Origin of the sequence: Cyanobium sp. FACHB-13342, from assembly GCF_014697415.1 — a bacterium.
Lineage (GTDB): Bacteria > Cyanobacteriota > Cyanobacteriia > PCC-6307 > Cyanobiaceae > Cyanobium_A.
Window position 1 is genome coordinate 1 of sequence record NZ_JACJRT010000003.1, and the last position, 20,841, is coordinate 20,841.

The following is a 20,841-nucleotide window of genomic DNA, read 5'->3' on the forward strand; positions in this document are numbered from 1 at the left end:
TCGGGCTGCACCTGCTGGATGATCCGAATCAGGTTGGTGCTGTCCGTCAGGTCGCCGTAGTGCAGCAGGAGGCGCGGGTCGCTCTCGTGGGGATCCTGGTAGAGGTGATCGATCCGGCTGGTGTTGAAGCTGCTGGCCCGGCGCTTGATGCCGTGCACCGCGTAGCCCTTCTCCAGCAGCAGTTCGGCTAAGTAAGAGCCGTCTTGGCCAGTGATGCCGGTGATCAGAGCAACTTTGCTGGGCAACGGCGGCACGGGATGGGGCAAGGGCTGAGCTTGGACACACCAAGGGTGTGAGAGAGCTGATGGGGCTGGAGCGGGCTGCTCAACGGCCTCACGTCAGCCCCCTCAGCCTTGCATGGCTCGAGGCTGTTGGTGCGTCTTGGGCCTTCGGCCGGCCTCAGTAAGCTGGAATCAGTGCTGATCGGCCTTCTCCATGCTCAAGCTGCTGCTGGGTGATCCCAATGCCCGCAAGCTGAAGCGCTACCAGCCGATCGTGTCCGACATCAACCTGCTTGAGGAGGAGATTGCCCCCCTCTCCGACGACGAGCTGCGCGGCCTCACCGGCGAGTTCCGCCAGAAGCTGGAGCAGGTGGCCGGCAACGCCGCCAAGGAGAGGGCCCTGCTTGATGAGCTGCTGCCCCAGGCCTTCGCCGTGGTGCGCGAGGCCGGCAAGCGGGTGCTGGGCATGCGCCACTTCGATGTGCAGCTGATCGGCGGCATGGTGCTGCACGACGGCCAGATCGCCGAGATGAAAACCGGCGAGGGCAAAACCCTCGTGGCCACCCTGCCCGCCTACCTCAACGCCCTCACGGGCCGGGGCGTGCACGTGGTGACGGTGAACGACTATCTGGCCCGCCGCGACGCCGAGTGGATGGGCCAGGTGCACCGCTTCTTGGGGCTCTCGGTGGGCCTGATCCAGCAGGAGATGGATCCGGCCACCCGCCGCGCCAACTACGCCTGTGACATCACCTACGCCACCAACAGCGAGCTGGGCTTCGACTACCTGCGCGACAACATGGCGAACGACATCGCCGAGGTGGTGCAGCGGGCGCCCAACTACTGCGTGATCGACGAGGTCGACTCGATCCTGATCGATGAGGCCCGCACACCCCTGATCATTTCCGGCCAGATCGAGCGCCCCCAGGAGAAATACCGCCGCGCCGCCGAGGTGGCGGAGCAGCTGGAGCGATCGGCTGAGATGGGCAAGGACGGCATCGACCCCGAGGGCGACTACGAAGTCGACGAGAAGCAACGCAACGTGACCCTCACCGATGAGGGCTACGCCAAGGCCGAGGCGATGGTGGGGGTGAGCGACCTGTTCAACCCGGAAGACCCCTGGGCCCACTTCATCACCAACGCCCTCAAGGCCAAGGAGCTGTTCACCAAGGATGTGAACTACATCGTGCGGGGCGGCGATGCGGTGATCGTCGATGAGTTCACCGGCCGGGTGATGCCGGGGCGCCGCTGGAGCGATGGCCTGCACCAGGCGATCGAGGCTAAGGAACAGCTGGAGATCCAGCCGGAAACCCAAACGCTGGCCTCGATCACTTACCAGAACTTCTTCCTGCTCTATCCGCGCCTGGCCGGCATGACCGGCACCGCCAAAACCGAAGAAGTGGAGTTTGAGAAAACCTACAAACTCGAGGTCACGATCGTGCCCACCAACCGGGTGCGCTCCCGGGCCGACTGGACCGACCAGGTGTACAAAACCGAAACGGCCAAGTGGCGGGCCGTGGCCCTGGAAACCGCCGAGGTGCACCAGAGCGGCCGGCCGGTGTTGGTGGGCACCACCAGCGTGGAGAAATCCGAGCTGCTGAGCGCCTTGCTGGTCGAGCAGGAAATCCCCCACAACCTGCTCAACGCCAAGCCGGAAAACGTGGAGCGGGAGGCTGAGATCGTGGCCCAGGCGGGTCGGGCGGGCGCCGTGACCATCGCCACCAACATGGCCGGCCGCGGCACTGACATCATCCTCGGCGGCAACAGCGACTACATGGCTCGCCTCAAGCTTCGGGAGATCCTGCTGCCCAAGCTGGTGCGCCCGGAAAACGAGCACCGCCCGATTCCCTCAGCGAAGGCCAGCCGAGACGCCCGTGCCCTCGGCAGCCTCTACCCCTGCACCCTCACCGAGGAGACGGAGCAGGCTTTGGTTCGGCTGAGCAAGGAGCTCGTTGCAGCCTGGGGCGATCGCAGCCTCACCCTGCTGGAGCTCGATGACCGCATCGCCCAGGCGGCCGAAAAAGCCCCCACCGACGATCCCCAGGTGCAGGCGCTGCGCGACTGCATCGCCCAAGTGAAGGGGGAATACGACGCCGTGGTGAAGCAAAACGAGCAGCAGGTGCGTGAGGCCGGGGGCCTGCACGTGATCGGCACCGAGCGCCACGAATCCCGTCGGGTCGACAACCAGCTGCGCGGTCGCGCCGGCCGCCAGGGCGACCCCGGCTCCACCCGCTTCTTCCTGTCGCTGGAAGACAACCTGCTACGCATCTTCGGTGGCGATCGGGTGGCCGGCCTGATGAATGCCTTCCGCGTCGAGGAAGACATGCCGATCGAATCCGGCATGCTCACCCGCTCGCTCGAAGGGGCCCAGAAGAAGGTGGAAACCTACTACTACGACATTCGCAAGCAGGTGTTCGAGTACGACGAGGTGATGAACAACCAGCGCAAGGCCGTGTATGCCGAGCGGCGGCGGGTGCTGGAGGGTCGGGAACTCAAAGCCCAGGTGATTGGCTATGGGGAGCGCACGGTGGAAGACATCGTGGAGGCCTATGTGAATCCCGAGCTTCCGCCCGAGGAGTGGGACCTCACCCGCCTGGTGGACAAGACTAAAGAGTTCATTTATTTGCTCGAAGATCTCACCCCCGATCAGCTCCAGGGCCTGGGCGTGGAGGAGCTCAAGGCCTTCCTGCAGGAGCAGCTGCGCAACGCTTACGACATCAAGGAGGGTCAGATCGAGCAGCAGCGCCCCGGGCTGATGCGCGAAGCCGAGCGCTACTTCATCCTCCAGCAGATCGACACCCTCTGGCGTGAGCACCTGCAGGCCATGGATGCCTTGCGCGAATCGGTGGGCCTGCGCGGCTACGGCCAGAAGGATCCGCTGATCGAATACAAGAACGAGGGCTACGACATGTTCCTCGAGATGATGACCCAGATGCGCCGGAATGTGATCTACTCGATGTTCATGTTCCAGCCGGCCCCCGCTCCCCAGGGCGCGACGGCCTGAGGGCAGCCCAGGCCCCTCAGCGCGTGCTCCCGGGGTTGTCCCCCAGGAACTCCAGGATCTCGCGGTCCTTGAGGTTCTGGGCGGCGCCGGCGCAGGGTTCGAGCAGGGGGCGGCCGGCGGCGAGTTCGCGCAGGCAGCCCTGGGTGCGGGCCAGTTCCGTTTCCAGGGTGTCGATGCGCTCCATCAGGTTGCGGATCACGCCGGCCTCGGCGTCCGGCAGGGCGGAGTGGGCCAGGGGGTCGATGCGCACCCCCGATTGGTGGATCACCCGGCCCGGGATGCCCACCACCGTGCTGTCGGCCGCCACATCGCGCAGCAGCACCGAGCCCGCACCAATGCGGGTGTTGGCGCCCACGGTGATCGCCCCCAGCACCTTGGCGCCGGCGCCCACCACCACGTTTTCCTCGAGGCTGGGGTGCCGTTTGCCGTGGGCCTTGCCGGTGCCCCCCAGGGTGACGCCTTGATACAGCAGGCAGCGGTTGCCGATTACGGCCGTTTCACCGATCACCACGCCCATGCCGTGGTCGATGAACACGCCGTGGCCGATGCGTGCCCCCGGGTGGATCTCGATGCCCGTGAGCAGTCGGCCCAGCTGGCTCAGCAGCCGTGCCGTGAGTGGCAGCAGGGGCAGGCCCCCGCACCACAGCCAATGGCTGAACCGGTGCAGCATCAGGGCGTGCAGGCCCGGGTAGCAAAGCAGGATCTCCAGCGTGCCGCGGGCCGCCGGATCCCTCTGCTTGATGATCGCCAGGTCGGCCCGAAATGCCTTGAGCATGGAGCCATCCTGCCGGAGCCTGTGAGGTTTGACCGAGGGGCCCCCCGTCATGCATGATCCTCAGGTCGACGTGGTCGACACCCGCGGATGTAGCTCAGTGGTAGAGCATCTCCTTGCCAAGGAGAGGGTCGAGAGTTCGAATCTCTTCATCCGCTTGATTAACGCCTGAGCAGGGCGTCAGACGCGCCATCAGGCAGCCAGCAGCCCGATCTCCTTGCGCAGGGCATCGATCGTGGCGCCGCCCAGGTAGCTCTGGGCGCAGTGCACCACTGGCATCCGCATCAACTGGGCGCGGTTCTGGCGCAGGCTCTGCTCCACCAGCGGCAGGCTGGGACGGTCGCAGAGCACGTGGCTGGCGGCCCGCAGCAGGGCCAGCAGGCGGCTGCCGGTGTCTGGGTTTGCGGTCATCACCAGCAGCTCGTTGCCGCGCATGCTGTGCAGGATCACCTCGGCGGCCCGCAGGATCCCAGGGCTGATGCTCACCAGGCCCACGCAGCTGCCCTGGCGCAGCTCCTTGAGCAGGTCAAGCTCGTGGCGGAAATCGTTGAGGTCCACCGCCACGGCGCGCACCCCGTGGAGCTTGGCGATCTCCTCCACCGGCTGCAGGAAGTAGCGACTGGTCACCACCGTGCCGTTGTTGGATTCGGTGAGCACCGCCGCCAGCTCCTCCATCGGCACCACCTCCACCGGCACCTGCAGGTTGGGGCTGAGCTCCTCGGCGATCAGCATCGAGGCGCCGATGTCTTCCCGGGGCGTGCTGACCAGCACCCGGGCACCGCAGCGCAGGCGCCAGTCGATCTCGCGGGTGAGCAGGTCGCGGCTCTGCTGCAGGGTGCAGCCCGCATTTAGCAGCCCATCGACGCTTTGGCGCACCTGGCGGTCGATGTCGGGCAGGGGCCGGCCGCGGGGGCCCGGTGGGGGCTTGATTTCGCGCGGTTTCTGTTGGTCGCGCACGTAGATGCCCGAGCCCGCCATCGCCTCCACGACGCCGTCGGTTTCCAGCTGCCGGTACACCTTGCTGATCGTGTTGCGGTGCAGGCCGGTCTGCATCGCCAGCTGCCGGGTGCTCGGTAATCGGTGCCCCGGCGGGTAGTGGCGGGCCGCAATGGCGAAGCAGATCTGGTTGTAGAGCTGCGTGGAGGCCGGAATGTCGCTTTCCTGTTGGATGTGGAATCGCACGCCGGGGTTGGGCCAATTGGGCTGGTGGCCACCTTAAGGAGCATCGGCCCAGGGGACAATCCCCCCGTTGGCATACGACCCTGTGCCGGTTGGGTGTGAATGGCTTGGTGGGCGATCGCGTCCCTCCTGAATTCTGTACAGCCTGTACAAAACCCACCACACCGCTTCGACAGCCCCCGCTGGCCCGCCGTCGCCCCCATGACCCAGTCCCCCGTTCCCGTTCAAGCCGGTTGGCACCAGCTCCCCAGCCCGTCCGCGTCGCCCCTGCGGGCCTGGTGGGCCGTTCCCGCCGATCGGGCGCCCCGGGCGGCGGTGCTGGTGCTGCCGGAGGTGTTCGGGGTGAATGGCTGGGTGCGCAGCGTGGCCGAGCGGCTGGCGGGCGAGGGCTATGCCGCCCTGGCGATGCCGATCTTTTCCCGCACCGCCCCCGACCTGGATGTCGGCTACGCCGCCGCCGGCCTGGCGGAGGGCCGGCGCCACCGTGACCAGCTCACGGCGGATCAGTTTCTGGCCGATGCCCGCACGGCCATCGCCTGGATCCAGGCCCAGCCGGGTCTGGAGCAGCGGCCCATCGGCTGCGTGGGCTTCTGCTTCGGCGGCCACCTGGCCCTGCTGGCGGCCACCCTGCCCCCGGTGGCGGCCACCTGCGATTTCTATGGCGCCCGGGTGTCCACCGATCGCCCCGGCGGCGGGCCGCCCACCCTGGAGGTGCTGCCCCAGATCGGCGGCCGCCTGCTCTGCTTCTGCGGCGACCAGGATCCGCTGATGCCAGCCGAGGAGCTGGCGGCGATCCGTGAGGCCCTGGCGAAGGCCGGCCAGCCACCGCTGGTTGTGGCTCCAGGGGCCGGTCACGGTTTCATGTGCGAAGCCCGCGCCGACTTTCAGCCTGCAGGGGCCGCCACGGGCTGGAGTCAGATGTTGGCCCTGTTCGCCGAAACGCTGTAGTTCGCGCCGCTTCAGCCCGCCGGTTCGGCGGCGGCGCTCACGGCCGGTTTGGCACTGCCCTTGGCGGCGGCGGCCTTGCGGGGGCTGAGGAACATGATCATGTTGCGGCCCTCCCGCTTGGGGGGCTGCTGGATCTCGGCGTTCTCCTCCAGGTCTTTGGCCATGCGCATCAGCAGCACCTCGGCCAGGGCGGTGTGCTGGATTTCCCGGCCGCGGAAGATCACGGTGCACTTCACCTTGTCGCCGTCCTTGAGGAAGCGCTGCGCCTGGCCGATCCGCACCTGATAGTCGTGCGAATCGATCTTGTAGCGCATCTTCACTTCTTTAACTTCCGTCTGGTGCGACTTTTTCTTGGCTTCCTTGGCCTTCTTTTCCTGTTCAAACTTGTATTTGCCGTAGTCCATGATCCGGCACACCGGTGGATCGGCCTTCTCGCTCACCAGCACCAGATCGAGTTCCCGGTCCTTGGCCACTTCCAGGGCCTCTTCGCGGGTGATCACCCCCAGTTGACTGCCGTCGGCATCCACCACCCGCAGGTTGGGGTAGCTGATGCGGTCGTTGATGTTGGGCAGCTCCCGCACGGGAGCACGGCGGTCAAAACGGGGACGTGGAGGCATTCAGGGGTGTGAAGGATCGCGAAATCGCTAACGCTTCACCCTAGAACGCGCTCGACCTCCTGCAAGGCCTGGGCCAGCTGGTCGGCGGTGGTGCGCCCCGGCAGCCAGGTGGGCTGGTGGCGGCGCCGGAACCAGGTGCGCTGGCGCTTGGCGAACTGGCGGGTGCGTTGCTCGGTGAGGGCGATCGCCTCGGCTTCGCTGAGCTCACCCGCCAGCCGTTGCCGCGCCTCGGCGTAGCCGATCGTGCCCAACAGGGGCAGCTCCGCCCCATAGCGCTGCATCAGCGCTTCGGTTTCGGCCACCAGCCCCTGGTCGTAGAGGGCTCGGGTGCGACTGGCGATGCGGCTTTTCAGGTCGGTGGGCTGGAGGCCCAGCTCCAGCACCCGCCAGGGCGGCGGGGTGGCCCCCTGCTGGCTCGACAGGGGGCGGCCGGTGGCATAGAGCACCTCCAGGGCCCGCTGGGTGCGCACGGCATCAGCCGCGGCGATGCGGCCGGCGGCCACCGGGTCGCCCTGGCGCAGGAGCTGGTGGCACAGGGGCTGGCCGAGAGCCGTGAGCTGGGCCCGCAGCTGGGGCTGGGGCGGCACCGCCGGTGGCTCCATGCCCTGGGTGATGGCCTGCAGGTAGAGGCCACTGCCGCCGGCCAGGAGTGCCACGGGCTTGCGGGCCAGCTCCGCGCTGAGCTGGGCTTCGGCCAGGGCGCGGAATTCCTGCAGGTTGATCGGCTGGTCGGGATCGCGCAGATCCAGGAGCTCATGGCGGGCCTGGGCCCGCTGGGCGGCGGTGGGCTTGGCGGTGCCCACGTCCATCTGGCGGTAGAGCTGTCGCGAATCCACGTTCAGCACTGCCAGGTCGAGGGCGCGGGCCAGGGCGATCGCCAGGTCGGTCTTGCCGCTGGCGGTGGGGCCCAGCAACACCAGCACCAGCGGCTGATCAGCAGGCGGGATGGGTGGCACAACGGGGCTCATGGGTCCACCTTGCCAGGGGGTGTCTCGCCGGGTTGCCGGTGGTAAATTGCTTTGCGTGAAGGGCTTTTGGGCCTGTTTCACGCCTTTTTGCCCCGGGATGTCGCCGTCCTGTGCCGAATCCCTGGGGAGACCTTCCTGCATGAGCGCTGAAAGCCAAGGCTCCACAAAAGTTCAGGCCGCCTATGGCGCCGAGCAGATCCAGGTTCTGGAAGGCCTGGAGCCGGTGCGCAAGCGCCCGGGCATGTACATCGGCTCCACCGGTCCGAGGGGCCTGCACCACCTGGTGTACGAGGTGGTCGACAACGCGGTGGATGAGGCCCTGGCCGGCCACTGCGACCAGATCCTGGTGGTGCTTAACGACGACGGCTCCTGCGCCGTCACCGACAACGGCCGCGGCATCCCCACCGACATCCATCCCCGCACCGGCAAGAGCGCCCTCGAGACCGTGCTCACCGTGCTGCACGCCGGCGGCAAGTTCGGCTCCGGCGGCTACAAGGTGTCCGGCGGCCTGCACGGTGTGGGCGTGTCGGTGGTGAATGCCCTCTCCGAGTGGGTGGAGGTCACCGTCTACCGCCAAGACCAGGTGCACACCCAGCGCTTTGAGCGCGGTGCGCCGATCGGCATTCTGAAATCGGCGGCCGGCGAAAAGGGCCGTACCGGTACGGCGGTGTGCTTCAAGCCGGATATCGAGATCTTCTCCACCGGCATCGAGTTCGATTACCAGACCCTCTCGTCGCGCCTGCGCGAGCTGGCCTACCTCAATGGCGGCGTGCGGATTGTCTTCCGCGACGACCGCGCCAGCGCTCGCAACGCCGCCGGCGAAGCCCATGAAGAGATCTACTTCTACGAGGGCGGCATCAAGGAATACGTCGCCTACATGAACGCGGAGAAGGATCCGCTCCATCCGGAAATCATCTATGTGAATTCCGAGAAGGAAGGCGTCCAGGTAGAGGCCGCGCTGCAGTGGTGCGTGGATGCCTATTCCGACAGCATCCTGGGCTTTGCCAACAACATCCGCACCGTGGATGGCGGCACCCACATCGAGGGTCTGAAAACGGTGCTCACCCGCACCCTCAACACCTTCGCCAAGAAGCGCGGCAAGCGCAAAGACGCTGATGCCAATCTGGCCGGGGAAAACATCCGCGAGGGGCTCACCGCCGTGCTGTCGGTGAAGGTGCCCGATCCGGAATTCGAGGGTCAGACCAAAACCAAGCTGGGCAACACCGAGGTGCGTGGCATCGTCGACACCCTGGTGGGTGAAGCCCTGAGTGAATACCTGGAATTCAACCCCTCGGTGATCGACCTGATCCTCGAGAAGGCGATCCAGGCCTTCAACGCCGCCGAAGCCGCCCGCCGGGCCCGGGAGCTGGTGCGCCGCAAGAGCGTGCTGGAGAGCTCCACCCTGCCGGGCAAGCTGGCCGACTGCAGCTCCCGCGACCCCTCCGAGTCGGAGATCTACATCGTGGAGGGCGATTCCGCCGGTGGCTCCGCCAAGCAGGGCCGGGATCGCCGTTTTCAGGCGATCCTGCCGCTGCGGGGCAAGATTCTCAACATCGAGAAAACAGACGACGCCAAGATCTACAAAAATACCGAGATTCAGGCCCTGATCACGGCCCTAGGTCTGGGCATTAAGGGCGAAGACTTTGACGAAAAGAACCTTCGCTATCACCGGATCGTGATCATGACTGACGCCGATGTGGACGGCGCCCACATCCGCACCCTGATCCTCACCTTCTTCTTCCGCTACCAGAAGGCGCTGGTGGAAGGCGGCTACATCTACATCGCCTGCCCGCCGCTCTATAAGGTGGAGCGGGGCAAGAACCACACCTATTGCTACAACGAAAACGACCTCAAGAAGACGATCGAATCCTTTGGCGACAAGGCCAATTACACGATCCAGCGCTTCAAGGGTCTCGGCGAAATGATGCCCCAGCAGCTGTGGGAAACCACGATGGATCCCTCCACCCGCACGATGAAACGGGTCGAAATTGAGGATGCCCTCGAGGCCGATCGCATCTTCACCATCCTCATGGGCGACAAGGTGGCCCCGCGCCGGGAATTCATCGAAACCCACAGCGCCACCCTCGACCTCGCCCAGCTCGACATTTGATGCCGGCTCTCCGCACGGTGCAGCCTTCCGCAGCTTGGCGCTGGGCGGCGTTGCTCGGTTTTGCGCTGATCACGCCGGTGGCCCTGCCCGCTGGGGGAGGCGATCGGCGCGCTCCGGAGTTGCGGCGTCGCACCGCCGGTGACCCCTTGCTCTCCACCCGCACGGTGGCCCTGCGGGTGGCCCCTGAGCAACGGGCGCCGGCCCTGCAGCAGCTGGATGCTGGCGAGCCCCTGCGGGTGGTGCGCAGCTGGCGGGCCCGCTCCGGTCAGCGCTGGCTGCAGGTGCAAGCGACCGATCGTCGCGGTTGGCTGGCGGCGAGTTAGCTCAGGCGGCCAGGGCGGCTTCGATCGCAGCCTTCAGCTCGGCGGAGTCGGGCTCCACGTTGCTCTTGAAACGGCCCAGCACGGTGCCGTCCTTGCCGATCAGGAACTTCTCGAAGTTCCAGGCCACGGGGCCGGCAGGTTCGGCCTGGGTCAGGGTGCTGTAAGGCTCCTCCGCCATGGCCACCTTGTCCAGCAAGGTGAAAGTGGCGCCGTAGGTGGTGGAGCAGAACTGCTGGATCTCGGGCAGGCTGCCGGGCTCCTGGGCGCCGAAGTCGTTGCAGGGGAAGCCCAGCACCGCCAGGCCCTGGGGCCCGTAGGTCTCCTGCAGGGCCTGCAGCCCGGCGTACTGACGGGTGAAGCCGCAGCGGCTGGCCACATTCACGATCAGCAGCACCTGGCCGGCCCAGTCGCCGAGGCTGCGGGCGCCCCCCTGGGCGTCGCGCACGGTCACGCTGCTCACGTTGATCGCCATCGGCTTGGAATTTGCTGGTGGCCGGACCTTAGCGAGCTGGCGGCAAGGGGGGCCCATAAACTCGGCACTGCGGCGTCGCGGGGGCCATGAGCGAGGCCAACGGAATCCAGGTGGCCGAGGTGGTGGCCCAGCAGCTGGAATCCCTGTTGGAGGCCGGCAACTACGACGGCGCCAAGTTGCTGCTCGGTCCGGTGCAGGAGGTGGATTCCGCCGAAGCGATCGGCCGGCTGCCCCGCACCCTGCAGGCCCTGGCCTTCCGGCTGCTGCCCAAGGATGAGGCCATTGAGGTCTACGAATACCTCGAGCCGGCGGTCCAGCAGACCCTGCTGGAGCGGCTCCGGTCCGGCGAGGTGCTCGAGCTGGTGGAGGAGATGTCCCCGGACGACCGGGTGCGGCTGTTTGATGAGTTGCCGGCCAAGGTGGTGCGGCGGCTGCTGGCCGAACTCAGCCCGGCGGAGCGGCGGGTGACGGCCCAACTTCTTGGCTATGAGAGCGAGACGGCCGGCCGCCTGATGACCACCGAATTCGTGGATCTCAAGGAGTTCCACAGCGCCGCCCAGGCCCTCACAATCGTGCGCCGCCGCGCCCGCGACACCGAAACCATCTATTCCCTCTACGTCACCGACGGCTCCCGCCATCTCACTGGCATCCTGTCGTTGCGGGATCTGGTGGTGGCCGATCCGGACGACCGGGTTGGCGATGTGATGACCCGGGATGTGGTGAGCGTGGGCACCGACACCGACCAGGAGGAGGTGGCCCGGGCCATCCAGCGCTACGACTTCCTGGCCGTGCCGGTGGTGGATCGGGAGCAGCGGTTGGTGGGGATCGTCACCGTGGACGACGTCATCGACGTGATCGAGCAGGAGGCCACCCGTGACCTCTACGCCGCCGGCGCCGTGCAGGCCGGCGATGAAGACGATTACTTCCAGAGCAACTTGTTCACCGTGGCCCGCCGTCGGGTGGTGTGGCTGCTGGTGCTGCTGCTGGCCAACAGCGGCACCGCGGCCGTGATCGCCTCCATGGATGGGGTGCTCAAGCAGGTGGTGGTGCTGGCCGCCTTCATTCCGCTGCTGATCGGCACCGGCGGCAACGTGGGTGCTCAGAGTTCCACCGTGGTGATCCGCGGCCTCAGCACCCAGCGGATTCAGGCCCTGGGAACGGGACGGGCGATCTGGCGTGAAGCCGTGGCCGGCGCCCTGCTGGGGCTGCTGATGATGCTGGTGGTGATCCCCTGGGCGGCCTATGTGTCCGGGGGCAACTGGCTGGTGGCGGCAGCCGCCGGTTTCAGCCTGGTGGCCATCACCACCCTGGCCGCCACCGCCGGGGCGGCCCTGCCCCTGCTTTTCGACCGCCTTGGTCTGGATCCGGCCCTGATGTCGGCTCCGTTCATCGCCACCGCCACCGACGTGGCGGGGGTGTTCATCTACCTGCAGACCGCCGCCTGGCTGCTCCAGCGGGTGGGTCCAGCCTGAGATTTTGGGGTTTCTGAGAGGAGTTCACACTTCTTCAGGTTAGGCTTTACACATCTTCAAAGCCCCACGCCGTGGTCGTCGCCCTCGCCCCTTCCGTGGCCTCCGAGTCCTCCGCTGAGAAGCCGGCCCGGTCCATGCCCCAGGTCGATGGCGACCTGGTGCGCAGTTACCTGCGGGACATCGGCCGGGTGCCGCTGCTGACCCACGAGCAGGAGATCACGCTGGGGCGTCAGGTGCAGGAGCTGGTGGCGCTGGAAGAGCTCGAGGGAGAGCTGGAGAGCCGGATCGGGAGCAAGCCGAGCCAGGCGGAACTGGCCCAGGCGGCTGGATTGAGCGCGCCCTTGCTGAAAAAGCGGCTGCAGGCGGGCCGGCGGGCGAAGGAGCGGATGGTGGCGGCGAACCTGCGGCTGGTGGTGAGCGTGGCCAAGAAGTACACGCGGCGGAACATGGAGCTCTTGGATCTGATCCAGGAGGGCACGATCGGGTTGGTGCGGGGTGTGGAGAAGTTCGACCCGACCCGGGGCTACAAGTTCAGTACCTATGCGTATTGGTGGATCCGGCAGGGGATCACGCGGGCGATTGCGGAGAAGAGCCGCACGATCCGGCTGCCGATCCACATCACCGAAACGCTGAACAAGCTCAAGAAGGGTCAGCGGGAACTGAGCCAACTGCTGGGCCGCACGCCCACGGTGACGGAACTGGCGGAAGCGGTGGAGCTCCCCGAGGAGGAGGTGAAGGACCTGCTGTGCCGGGCGCGCCAGCCGGTGAGCCTGGAAACGAAGGTGGGCGATGGGGATGACACCGAACTGCTGGACCTGCTGGCGGGTGATGGAGAACTGCCGGAGGAGCGGGTGGATGGGGAGTGCCTGAAGGGCGATCTGCGGGCACTGCTGGAGCAGCTGCCGGAGCTGCAGGGTCGGGTGCTGAAGATGCGCTACGGCATCCCCTGCTCCGACAACCCGGAAGGGGGCGAGCCCATGAGCCTCACCGGCATCGGCCGCATCCTGGGCATCAGCCGCGACCGGGTGCGCAACCTGGAGCGCGATGGTCTGGCTGGCCTGCGCCGCATCAGCGATGCCGTCGAGGCCTACGTGGCCAGCTGAGCTGGCGCCGGAGCTGCGCCAGCAGCTGCTGAGCTGGTGGCAGGAGCACGGCCGCCACACCATCCCCTGGAAGCTCCATCCCGATGGCAGCCCGCCGGCTGATGGCGAGGAGCTCGATCCCTACGCGATCTGGTGCGCTGAGGTGATGCTGCAGCAAACCCAGCTGCAGGTGGTGCTGCCCTACTGGCAGCGCTGGATGGGGCGTTTCCCTTGCCTGGAGGCCCTGGCGGCGGCCGAGGAGCACGACGTGCTGCTGCTCTGGCAGGGCCTGGGCTACTACGCGCGGGCGAGGAGGCTCCAGCAGGGCGCCCGGTTGTTGCTGGACGCTGCCGGTGCTGCCGCCGCAGATCCCTGGCCCCGCACCCTCGAGGGCTGGCTCGCCCTGTCCGGCATCGGCCGCAGCACCGCCGGCAGCATCCTCTCCTCGGCGTTTGATCGGCCCTATCCGATCCTCGATGGCAACGTCAAGCGGGTGCTGGCGCGGCTGATCGCGAGCCCCCGGCCGCCGGCGCGGGAGCTCGCCGGGCTGTGGCAGCTGAGCGAGACACTGCTCGATCCGCAGCGGCCCCGAGCCTTCAACCAGGCTCTGATGGACCTGGGCGCCACCGTCTGTACGCCCCGCTCTCCCCGCTGCGGCGCCTGCCCCTGGCAGGGGCACTGCGCTGCCTACGCTGCCGGCGATCCCGCCCGCTTCCCCGTGAAGGACGCCCCCCGCGATCTGCCGTTCCAGGTGATCGGCGTGGGGGTGGTGCGCAACGCCGCCGGCGAGGTGTTGATCGACCAGCGCCTCAACGAGGGCCTGCTGGGTGGCCTCTGGGAATTCCCCGGCGGCAAGCAGGAGCCGGGGGAGCCGATCGAAGCCACCATCGCCCGTGAGCTGCGCGAGGAGCTGGCGATCGAGGCGGAGGTGGGCGAGGAGCTGATCGTGGTGGACCACGCCTACAGCCACAAGAAGCTGCGTTTTGTGGTGCACCTGTGCACCTGGCTGGCGGGTGAGCCCCAGCCGCTGGCCTCCCAGCAGGTGCGCTGGGTGCGGCCGGAACAGCTGGGGGAGTTTCCCTTTCCCGCCGCAAACGCGCGGATCATTGCTGCCCTGCTGGAGCGGCTCCACCCTGGGATGGACTGAACGCCCTGGCCCGTGTCCCCTGCCCCTCCGCTGCCCCAGGTGCTGTGTCTGGGGGAGGCCCTGGTGGATCGCCTCGGCCCCCTCGGCGGCGATCCAGCCACCGCTCCGCCGGAGCAGCGCGATGACTGCCTCGGCGGAGCTCCCGCCAATGGGGCCTGCGCTTTGGCCCGGCTGGGCACGCCGGTGGCCTTTGTGGGCCGTCTGGGTCGCGATGGCATCGGCCAGGCGTTTGGCCAGCTGTTTGCCGAGCGGGGGGTCGACACCACGGCCCTCCAGTGGGACGGGGTCCGTCCCAGCCGCATCGTGCTGGTGCGCCGCGATGCCGCCGGCGATCGCCAGTTCGGGGGCTTCGCGGGGGATCGGGGCGAGGGGTTTGCGGATCAGGCGCTTGATGCCACCGAGCTGACTGCCGCACTCGGGCCCCTGCTGGCGGCGGCCCGCTGGTTGCTGGTGGGCACCATTCCCCTCGCGTCGCCCGCCGCGGCGTCAGCCCTGCAGCTCGCCTGCCGTCAGGCCGCGGCGGCCGGCGTGCCCTTGGCCCTCGACATCAATTGGCGTCCCACCTTCTGGGATCCGGCGGCCGATCCCCGCAGCGGTCCCACGGCGGTCCAGGTTGCCGCCATGGAGCCCCTGCTGCACCAGGCCGCCTTGATCAAGTGCGCCCGGGAGGAGGCGGAGTGGCTGTTCGGCAGCAGCGACCCGGCGGTGGTGAGCGCCTCCCTGCCCCAGCACCCCGGGGTGGTGGTGAGCGATGGCGGTGCGCCGCTGCGCTGGTGGCTGCACGGCGAGCCGGGCGAGCTGCCCGCCTTTGCGTTGCCGGTCGTCGACACCACCGGGGCCGGCGATGCCTTCACCGCTGGCCTGTTGCATGGGCTGGTCGGACCGCCCCAGCCCCTCACGGCACTGATGCGTTTTGCCAGTGCCTGCGGGGCCCTGGTGTGCCAGGGGGCCGGCGCCATCGATCCCCAACCCAACGTCGCCCAGGTGCGGGCCTTTCTGGCGACCTGCCCTCCGGCCTGATCAGCGGGGCTCGAGCAGGGCCAGCCGGCGGCCGGCGCCGGGATCCCTGGGGTCGGCCAGCTCCAGCTGGATCTGCCAGCAGCCGGCCGGCAGGACGCTGAGCCGCTCGGGCCATTCCACCGCCAGCAGGGCGCCCAGGGCCTGGGCTTCTTCCTCTTCCTGGGCGAACAGCTCATCGGCCGCGGCGGGGTGCTCGAGCCGGTAGAGGTCGAGGTGCACCAGCCCGCCGGCGCCCGGCAGGGGGTAGTGCTGGGCCAGGGCGAAGGTGGGGCTGGTGATGGGTTCGGTGATGCCCAGGCCCGCGGCCAGGCCCTGCACCAGGCAGGTTTTGCCGGCCCCCAGATCGCCCTGCAGCAGCAGGGTGCTGCCGGGGGGCAGGCGCTGGGCCAGCTGCCGTCCGAAGGCGTGGGTGGCGGCCGCATCGGCGAGATGGAGGGTCAAGGGGGGCAGCTCACGCGGGCTCAGGACCTGCCTGTAGATTGCCCCTTCAGCGAGCCCGAAGCCTCGGCGTCTCCGCAGATATTCCCCAACCACGCCCTCCCAGCCGGGAGCGAGCCGTACCCCCAGCGAGACAACCCAATGGTGGCCACCCCCACTGCTCCTGCGCTGCAGAGCACCAGCACCTACGTGATTGCCGATCTCGGCCTGGCCGACTTCGGCCGCAAGGAGATCGCCATCGCCGAAACCGAGATGCCCGGCCTGATGGCCCTGCGTCAAAAGTTCGGCGCTGAGCAGCCCCTCAAGGGCGCCCGCATCGCGGGATCCCTGCACATGACGATTCAGACCGCCGTTCTGATCGAAACCCTGGTGGCCCTCGGCGCCGAGGTGCGCTGGGCCAGCTGCAACATCTTCTCCACCCAGGACCACGCCGCCGCTGCCATCGCGGCCGCCGGCGTGCCCGTGTTTGCCTACAAGGGCGAAACCCTGGATGAGTACTGGGCCTTCACCCACCGCATCCTCGAGTGGGGCGATGGCGGCACGCCCAACATGATCCTCGACGACGGCGGCGACGCCACCGGCCTGGTGGTGCTGGGTACCAAGGCGGAGCAGGATCTCTCCGTTCTCGACAACCCTTCCAACGAGGAGGAAACGGCCCTCTTCAACAGCATCCGCCAGAAACTGGCGGCCCAGCCTGGCTTCTATTCCCGCATCTACGCCGCCATCCAGGGCGTCACCGAGGAGACCACCACGGGTGTGGCCCGCCTCTACCAGATGCAGAAGAGCGGCGAGCTGCCCTTCCCGGCGATCAACGTCAACGACTCGGTCACCAAGAGCAAGTTCGACAACCTCTACGGCTGCCGCGAATCGCTGGTGGACAGCATCAAGCGCGCCACCGACGTGATGGTGGCCGGCAAGGTGGCCCTGGTGCTGGGCTACGGCGACGTGGGCAAGGGTTCGGCCCAGTCCCTGCGGGGCCTCGGCGCCACGGTGATGATCGCTGAGATCGATCCGATCTGCGCCCTGCAGGCGGCCATGGAGGGCTACCGCGTGGTGCGTCTCGACGACGTGGTGGGCGATGTGGACATCTTCGTGACCGCCACCGGCAATTTCAAGGTGATCCGCCACGAGCACCTGATCCAGATGAAGGATCAGGCAATCGTGTGCAACATCGGCCACTTCGACAACGAGATCGATGTGGCGTCGTTGAAGCAGTACCCCTGGGACAACATCAAGCCCCAGGTGGACCACATCCTGCTGCCCAGTGGCAACAAGATCATCCTGCTGGCCGAGGGCCGGCTGGTGAACCTGGGCTGCGCCACCGGCCACCCCAGCTTCGTGATGAGCAACTCCTTCACCAACCAGGTGCTGGCCCAGATCGAGCTGTTCACCAAGGGTGAGCAGTACGAGAAGCAGGTGTATGTGCTGCCCAAGCACCTCGATGAGATGGTGGCCCGCCTCCATCTCGACAAGATCGGCGCCAAGCTCACCGAGCTGTCTGCCGAACAGGCTGCCTACATCAACGTGCCGGTGAACGGGCCCTACAAGCTCGAGCACTACCGCTACTGAGGTCCGGCCCGATGGGGATCAGCGATCTGGTGCAGCAGCTGCCGCAGCTGATCGGTGCGGCGGTGGAGTCCAACCCCTGGTTGGGCTACGGCGCCATCTTCGCGGCCATGTTCCTCGAGAACCTGTTCCCGCCGATCCCCTCGGAACTGATCATGCCCCTGGGGGGCTTCTACGTGCAGCAGGGCCAACTGGCCCTGCTGCCGGTGGTGTTGGCCGGGTTGCTGGGCACCGTGCTGGGGGCCCTGCCCTGGTACGGCATTGGCCGGCTGATCAATGAACAGCGCCTTGAGCAGTGGCTCGAGCGCCATGGCCGCTGGATCGGCATCAGTCCCCAGGAGTTGCACCGCAGTCGGGTTTGGTTTGCCCGTCACGGCACGGCCCTGGTGTTCTGGGGCCGGTTGGTGCCTGGCATCCGCACCCTGATCTCCGTGCCAGCGGGGATCGAGATGATGCCGCTGGTTCCGTTTCTGCTCTGGACCACCGCCGGCAGCCTGATCTGGACCCTGCTGCTCACCTGCGCGGGTCTGGCCCTCGGGGAGGGCTACACCAACGTGGAGCTCTGGATCGAGCCGGTGGCCAAGGGGGTCAAAGTGCTGCTGGTGTTGGCCGTGGCCGCTGGCCTGGTGTGGCTGGGGCTGCGCACCTGGAACAAGCGCAACAGCTCCCACTGAGCGAGGCCCTGGCCTCAGAAGGGCACTTCCTCCTCGCTGGGGGCTCCGCCACCAAAGCCGCCGCTGCCCATGCCACCGCCAGCTTCGGCGTCCCGCTTGGAGCCGAGCAGTTCCAGCCGGTCGACCCGGATCACGGGTTTGGTGCGCTCTTCGCCGCTGGCCCGGTCGGTCCAGCGGTCGAGCTTGAAGCTGCCGATGATGCCCACCAGGGCTCCCTTGCGGACGTAATCAGCCGCCACCTGGGCCTGTTTGCCCCAGATCTCCAGGTTGAACCAGTCGGGTTCGTCGCCGGAGCTGCGGCGGTTGACGGCGAGGGTGAGGTTGGCGACCACGCTCCCCGATTCGAAATAGCGAACTTCCGGGTCGCGGCCGGCCCGGCCGACGAGGGTGATGGAATTCACGCCCATGGCGATGTCTCCTGTGCTGATGGATCAATGATGCGGCACCCGGTTGGGTTGCCACCTCCCATCAGTTCCACCGTTCGGGCCGTCCGTAACACCCTCCTATGATTCGACCCTTGCAGGCCGGGCGTCCGTGTTTTTCCGTCGTTTTCAGTTTTCGCGCGATATCGGGATCGATCTGGGCACCGCGAACACCCTGATTTTCGTGTCCGGCAAGGGCATCGTGCTGCAGGAGCCTTCCGTGGTGGCCCTCGATCTCGAGAGGGGCGTGCCCCTGGCCGTGGGCGATGAGGCCAAAATGATGCTCGGCCGCACCCCCGGCAACATTCGAGCCGTCAGGCCCCTGCGCGATGGCGTGATCGCCGACTTCGACGCGGCGGAGCAGATGATCAAGACCTTCATTCAGAAGGCCAACGAAGGACGGGGCATCGTGGCTCCCCGGCTGGTGATCGGCATCCCGAGCGGCGTCACCGGCGTCGAGCGCCGGGCGGTGCGGGAGGCGGGTCTGGCCGGTGCCCGCGAGGTGCATTTGATTGATGAGCCCGTGGCCGCCGCAATCGGCGCTGGCTTGCCCGTCACTGAGGCGGTGGGCACGATGATCGTCGACATCGGTGGCGGCACCACCGAAGTGGCGGTGCTGAGCCTGGGCGGCACGGTGCTGAGTGAGTCGGTGCGGGTGGCCGGCGACGAACTCAGCGATGCGATCGGCGTTTACCTCAAAAAGGTGCACAACCTGGTGGTGGGCGAACGCACCGCCGAAGACATCAAGATCCGCATCGGCTCCGCCTTCCCCGACGACGCCCACGACAACACGTCTATGGACGTGCGGGGTCTGCACCTGCTCTCCGGCCTGCCGCGCACCATCAACGTGCGGGCCGGTGACATCCGCGAGGCCATGGCCGAGCCCCTCAACGTGATCGTGGAGGCGGTCAAGCGCACCCTGGAGCGCACGCCGCCCGAGCTGGCGGCTGACATCGTCGATCGCGGCATCATGCTGGCCGGCGGCGGCGCCCAGGTGCGCGGCATCACCGACCTGATCAGCCACGAAACCGGCATCCTCACCCACGTGGCCGAGGATCCCCTGCTGTGCGTGGTCAACGGTTGCGGCATGGTGCTCGAGGACTACAAGCGGCTGCAGCGCGTGCTCGACACCCCTGATTTCGTGCGTCAGACCGCCTGAACCCGATGCCGGCCGGCCGCAGGCTCCGCCTCCCCGCCCTGCGGGTGGTTCTTCAGGCCTGGCCCTGGGGCCTGCTCCTGCTGGCCCTGGTGGGGGTGCGGCTCAGCAAGGGGGCGGGTTTCAGTGATGCCTACGCCCTGGTCAGCCGCCCCTTTTGGCCCGGCAGTGCCCAGGCTGAGTGGATTCGCAGTGCCCAGGGTCTCGATGACCAGAGCCGGCTGCGTCAGCTCGAGGTCGACAACCGCCGGCTGCGGGGTTTGCTGGAGCTGCAGGGGCGTGGCGGCCAGCAGGTGGCCGCGCCCGTCATCTCGCGCCAGGCCGGGGGGTGGTGGCAGCAGCTGGTGATCGGCGGTGGCGAGCTCCAGGGCATCCGACCGGGCTTGCCGGTGCTGGCGCCCGGCGGGCTGCTGGGTCGGGTGGCCAGCGTGACGCCGACCACGGCCACCGTGGCCCTGCTCACCGATCCCGGCAGCCGTGTGGGCGTCTGGGTGGGCCGTACCCAGCGCCATGGCCTGCTCACGGGGGTCGGCACCAGCCGGCCCGTGCTGCGCTTTCTGGAGAAGGATCCGGGCGTGCGCCCCGGCGATGTGGTGGTGACGTCACCAGCCAGCACCCTGGTGCCGCCCAACCTCACCGTCGGTGTGATCCAGTCGGTTGATGACCGGGCCGTGCCGGCCACCGAGGCCGTGGTGCAGCTCAGCGCCCCGGTGGAAGCGGTCGACTGGGTGCAGGTGCGGCTGCCGTGAATCGTTTGGCCCGCCATGGCTGGTGTCTGGCCACGGCCCTGGTGGTGCCCTGGCTGGTGCTGGCTTCGCCGGGGCCGTTGAAGCTGGCGGGGGTTCCCCCGGCCTGGCCGGTGCTGTGGCTGCTGCCCTGGGCCCTGGTGGATGGCCCGCTCTCCGGGGCCCTGGCCGGCGTGGGTCTCGGCCTGCTGCTCGACGGGCTCCATCTCGGCCCGATCACCGAGATCCCCGCCCTCGCCCTGTTGGGGTGGTGGTGGGGCCGGTTGGGGCGCAAGGGGCCCCCCATTGAGCGCAGTTTCAACCTGGGCCTGCTGGCCCTGCTGGGCACGGCCCTGCTCGGCGCCAGCTTGATCCTGCAGGCCCTGCTGCTGGGGGCGTGGCAGACCGCGCCCGCCCTGCACACCTGGCTGGCTCAGACCCTGCTCACGGGCCTGCTGGCACCGCTGCTGTGCTCCCTGCAGCTGCTGCTCTGGCGCCAGCAAACCTCCGGCGGGCGAGGCTGAGTCG

Annotated in this window: 21 protein-coding genes and 1 tRNA gene; 14 read left to right on the plus strand and 8 right to left on the minus strand. The window is 67.8% G+C overall.

Features of this window, described 5'->3' with window-relative positions; translation table 11 throughout:
- The coding region (locus H6G16_RS01485; RefSeq protein ID WP_190388572.1) for a GDP-mannose 4,6-dehydratase at positions 1-245 on the minus strand (245 nt) is incomplete at its 3' end.
- 190 nt (positions 246-435) lie between these two features.
- Here H6G16_RS01485 and secA point away from each other — a divergent pair.
- A complete protein-coding gene (gene secA, locus H6G16_RS01490; RefSeq protein WP_190388573.1) occupies positions 436-3,222 on the plus strand; it encodes a preprotein translocase subunit SecA in 2,787 nt (928 codons plus the stop codon).
- Between the two features lie 16 nt (positions 3,223-3,238).
- Here the strand turns inward: secA and cysE are convergent, their stop codons facing one another.
- Complete coding sequence (cysE, locus tag H6G16_RS01495) at positions 3,239-4,048, minus strand: serine O-acetyltransferase (RefSeq protein ID WP_190388574.1); 810 nt, start codon at positions 4,046-4,048, stop codon at positions 3,239-3,241.
- 32 nt (positions 4,049-4,080) lie between these two features.
- Between cysE and H6G16_RS01500 the strand changes: the two genes are divergently transcribed.
- A tRNA-Gly gene (locus tag H6G16_RS01500) sits at positions 4,081-4,152 on the plus strand.
- Positions 4,153-4,186: 34 nt separating this feature from the next.
- Here H6G16_RS01500 and H6G16_RS01505 read toward each other — a convergent pair.
- The gene (locus H6G16_RS01505; RefSeq protein WP_190388575.1) at positions 4,187-5,176 is read right to left on the minus strand and encodes a GntR family transcriptional regulator; all 990 of its coding nucleotides are present in this window, start codon (positions 5,174-5,176) and stop codon (positions 4,187-4,189) included.
- 198 nt (positions 5,177-5,374) lie between these two features.
- Between H6G16_RS01505 and H6G16_RS01510 the strand changes: the two genes are divergently transcribed.
- Complete coding sequence (locus H6G16_RS01510) at positions 5,375-6,121, plus strand: dienelactone hydrolase family protein (protein ID WP_190388576.1); 747 nt, start codon at positions 5,375-5,377, stop codon at positions 6,119-6,121.
- A gap of 11 nt (positions 6,122-6,132) precedes the next feature.
- Here the strand turns inward: H6G16_RS01510 and infC are convergent, their stop codons facing one another.
- Both infC and miaA read right to left on the minus strand, forming a co-directional pair.
- Positions 6,133-6,738 carry a translation initiation factor IF-3 gene (gene infC / locus H6G16_RS01515; RefSeq protein ID WP_190388577.1) on the minus strand — a complete coding sequence of 202 codons (606 nt, stop codon included), beginning with the start codon at positions 6,736-6,738 and terminating at the stop codon, positions 6,133-6,135.
- A 35-nt stretch (positions 6,739-6,773) separates the two neighbouring features.
- A complete protein-coding gene (gene miaA, locus H6G16_RS01520; protein ID WP_190388578.1) occupies positions 6,774-7,706 on the minus strand; it encodes a tRNA (adenosine(37)-N6)-dimethylallyltransferase MiaA in 933 nt (310 codons plus the stop codon).
- A gap of 139 nt (positions 7,707-7,845) precedes the next feature.
- Here miaA and gyrB point away from each other — a divergent pair, with 139 nt between their 5' ends.
- Together gyrB and H6G16_RS01530 are read left to right on the plus strand one after the other, a co-directional pair.
- A complete protein-coding gene (gene gyrB, locus H6G16_RS01525; RefSeq protein WP_190388579.1) occupies positions 7,846-9,816 on the plus strand; it encodes a DNA topoisomerase (ATP-hydrolyzing) subunit B in 1,971 nt (656 codons plus the stop codon).
- Entirely contained in the window at positions 9,816-10,139 is a 324-nt protein-coding gene (locus H6G16_RS01530; protein ID WP_190388580.1) for an SH3 domain-containing protein, read from the plus strand. Before gyrB ends, H6G16_RS01530 begins: the two co-directional genes overlap by 1 nt.
- Before the next feature lies 1 nt (position 10,140).
- On the opposite strand, the gene H6G16_RS01535 is transcribed toward H6G16_RS01530, so the two are convergent.
- Entirely contained in the window at positions 10,141-10,611 is a 471-nt protein-coding gene (locus tag H6G16_RS01535; protein WP_190388581.1) for a glutathione peroxidase, read from the minus strand.
- Between the two features lie 86 nt (positions 10,612-10,697).
- Here H6G16_RS01535 and mgtE point away from each other — a divergent pair, with 86 nt between their 5' ends.
- The 4 genes from mgtE (at position 10,698) to H6G16_RS01555 (ending at position 15,332) form a co-directional block, all read left to right on the plus strand.
- Complete coding sequence (mgtE, locus tag H6G16_RS01540; protein ID WP_190388582.1) at positions 10,698-12,083, plus strand: magnesium transporter; 1,386 nt, start codon at positions 10,698-10,700, stop codon at positions 12,081-12,083.
- 134 nt (positions 12,084-12,217) lie between these two features.
- Positions 12,218-13,186 (plus strand): RpoD/SigA family RNA polymerase sigma factor, encoded by a 969-nt coding sequence (locus tag H6G16_RS01545; protein WP_190388727.1) that lies wholly within the window; start codon positions 12,218-12,220, stop codon positions 13,184-13,186.
- Positions 13,158-14,312 carry an A/G-specific adenine glycosylase gene (mutY, locus tag H6G16_RS01550; RefSeq protein ID WP_190388583.1) on the plus strand — a complete coding sequence of 385 codons (1,155 nt, stop codon included), beginning with the start codon at positions 13,158-13,160 and terminating at the stop codon, positions 14,310-14,312. Before H6G16_RS01545 ends, mutY begins: the two co-directional genes overlap by 29 nt.
- A gap of 12 nt (positions 14,313-14,324) precedes the next feature.
- A complete protein-coding gene (locus tag H6G16_RS01555; RefSeq protein WP_347238752.1) occupies positions 14,325-15,332 on the plus strand; it encodes a carbohydrate kinase in 1,008 nt (335 codons plus the stop codon).
- On the opposite strand, the gene tsaE is transcribed toward H6G16_RS01555, so the two are convergent.
- Entirely contained in the window at positions 15,333-15,782 is a 450-nt protein-coding gene (gene tsaE / locus H6G16_RS01560; RefSeq protein WP_190388729.1) for a tRNA (adenosine(37)-N6)-threonylcarbamoyltransferase complex ATPase subunit type 1 TsaE, read from the minus strand.
- 129 nt (positions 15,783-15,911) lie between these two features.
- Here tsaE and ahcY point away from each other — a divergent pair, with 129 nt between their 5' ends.
- Both ahcY and H6G16_RS01570 read left to right on the plus strand, forming a co-directional pair.
- Positions 15,912-17,339: an adenosylhomocysteinase gene (gene ahcY / locus H6G16_RS01565; protein ID WP_190388584.1), complete on the plus strand. Its 1,428-nt coding sequence runs from the start codon at positions 15,912-15,914 to the stop codon at positions 17,337-17,339.
- 11 nt (positions 17,340-17,350) lie between these two features.
- The gene (locus H6G16_RS01570) at positions 17,351-18,010 is read left to right on the plus strand and encodes a DedA family protein (protein ID WP_190388585.1); all 660 of its coding nucleotides are present in this window, start codon (positions 17,351-17,353) and stop codon (positions 18,008-18,010) included.
- Positions 18,011-18,024: 14 nt separating this feature from the next.
- On the opposite strand, the gene H6G16_RS01575 is transcribed toward H6G16_RS01570, so the two are convergent.
- Positions 18,025-18,417: a single-stranded DNA-binding protein gene (locus tag H6G16_RS01575; protein WP_190388586.1), complete on the minus strand. Its 393-nt coding sequence runs from the start codon at positions 18,415-18,417 to the stop codon at positions 18,025-18,027.
- A gap of 127 nt (positions 18,418-18,544) precedes the next feature.
- Here H6G16_RS01575 and H6G16_RS01580 point away from each other — a divergent pair, with 127 nt between their 5' ends.
- Genes H6G16_RS01580 through H6G16_RS01590 form a run of 3 tightly spaced genes read left to right on the plus strand, consistent with a single transcriptional unit; the run spans position 18,545 to position 20,837 of the window.
- Positions 18,545-19,591 (plus strand): rod shape-determining protein MreB, encoded by a 1,047-nt coding sequence (locus tag H6G16_RS01580; RefSeq protein ID WP_190388587.1) that lies wholly within the window; start codon positions 18,545-18,547, stop codon positions 19,589-19,591.
- A 5-nt stretch (positions 19,592-19,596) separates the two neighbouring features.
- Complete coding sequence (gene mreC, locus H6G16_RS01585) at positions 19,597-20,337, plus strand: rod shape-determining protein MreC (RefSeq protein ID WP_190388588.1); 741 nt, start codon at positions 19,597-19,599, stop codon at positions 20,335-20,337.
- On the plus strand, positions 20,334-20,837 hold the full coding sequence (locus H6G16_RS01590; RefSeq protein ID WP_190388589.1) for a rod shape-determining protein MreD: 504 nt from the start codon (positions 20,334-20,336) through the stop codon (positions 20,835-20,837). The genes mreC and H6G16_RS01590 overlap by 4 nt, the downstream gene beginning before the upstream one ends.
- Positions 20,838-20,841 lie beyond the last annotated feature (4 nt).

Coding starts and splice junctions, on each gene's coding strand:
- secA (WP_190388573.1), top strand. CDS start 436: ATGCTCAAGCTGCTGCTGGGTGATCCCAATGCCCGCAAGCTGAAGCGC.
- cysE (WP_190388574.1), bottom strand. CDS start 4,048: ATGACGGGGGGCCCCTCGGTCAAACCTCACAGGCTCCGGCAGGATGGC.
- H6G16_RS01510 (WP_190388576.1), top strand. CDS start 5,375: ATGACCCAGTCCCCCGTTCCCGTTCAAGCCGGTTGGCACCAGCTCCCC.
- infC (WP_190388577.1), bottom strand. CDS start 6,738: ATGCCTCCACGTCCCCGTTTTGACCGCCGTGCTCCCGTGCGGGAGCTG.
- miaA (WP_190388578.1), bottom strand. CDS start 7,706: ATGAGCCCCGTTGTGCCACCCATCCCGCCTGCTGATCAGCCGCTGGTG.
- gyrB (WP_190388579.1), top strand. CDS start 7,846: ATGAGCGCTGAAAGCCAAGGCTCCACAAAAGTTCAGGCCGCCTATGGC.
- H6G16_RS01530 (WP_190388580.1), top strand. CDS start 9,816: ATGCCGGCTCTCCGCACGGTGCAGCCTTCCGCAGCTTGGCGCTGGGCG.
- H6G16_RS01535 (WP_190388581.1), bottom strand. CDS start 10,611: ATGGCGATCAACGTGAGCAGCGTGACCGTGCGCGACGCCCAGGGGGGC.
- mgtE (WP_190388582.1), top strand. CDS start 10,698: ATGAGCGAGGCCAACGGAATCCAGGTGGCCGAGGTGGTGGCCCAGCAG.
- H6G16_RS01545 (WP_190388727.1), top strand. CDS start 12,218: ATGCCCCAGGTCGATGGCGACCTGGTGCGCAGTTACCTGCGGGACATC.
- mutY (WP_190388583.1), top strand. CDS start 13,158: ATGCCGTCGAGGCCTACGTGGCCAGCTGAGCTGGCGCCGGAGCTGCGC.
- ahcY (WP_190388584.1), top strand. CDS start 15,912: ATGGTGGCCACCCCCACTGCTCCTGCGCTGCAGAGCACCAGCACCTAC.
- H6G16_RS01570 (WP_190388585.1), top strand. CDS start 17,351: ATGGGGATCAGCGATCTGGTGCAGCAGCTGCCGCAGCTGATCGGTGCG.
- H6G16_RS01575 (WP_190388586.1), bottom strand. CDS start 18,417: ATGGGCGTGAATTCCATCACCCTCGTCGGCCGGGCCGGCCGCGACCCG.
- mreC (WP_190388588.1), top strand. CDS start 19,597: ATGCCGGCCGGCCGCAGGCTCCGCCTCCCCGCCCTGCGGGTGGTTCTT.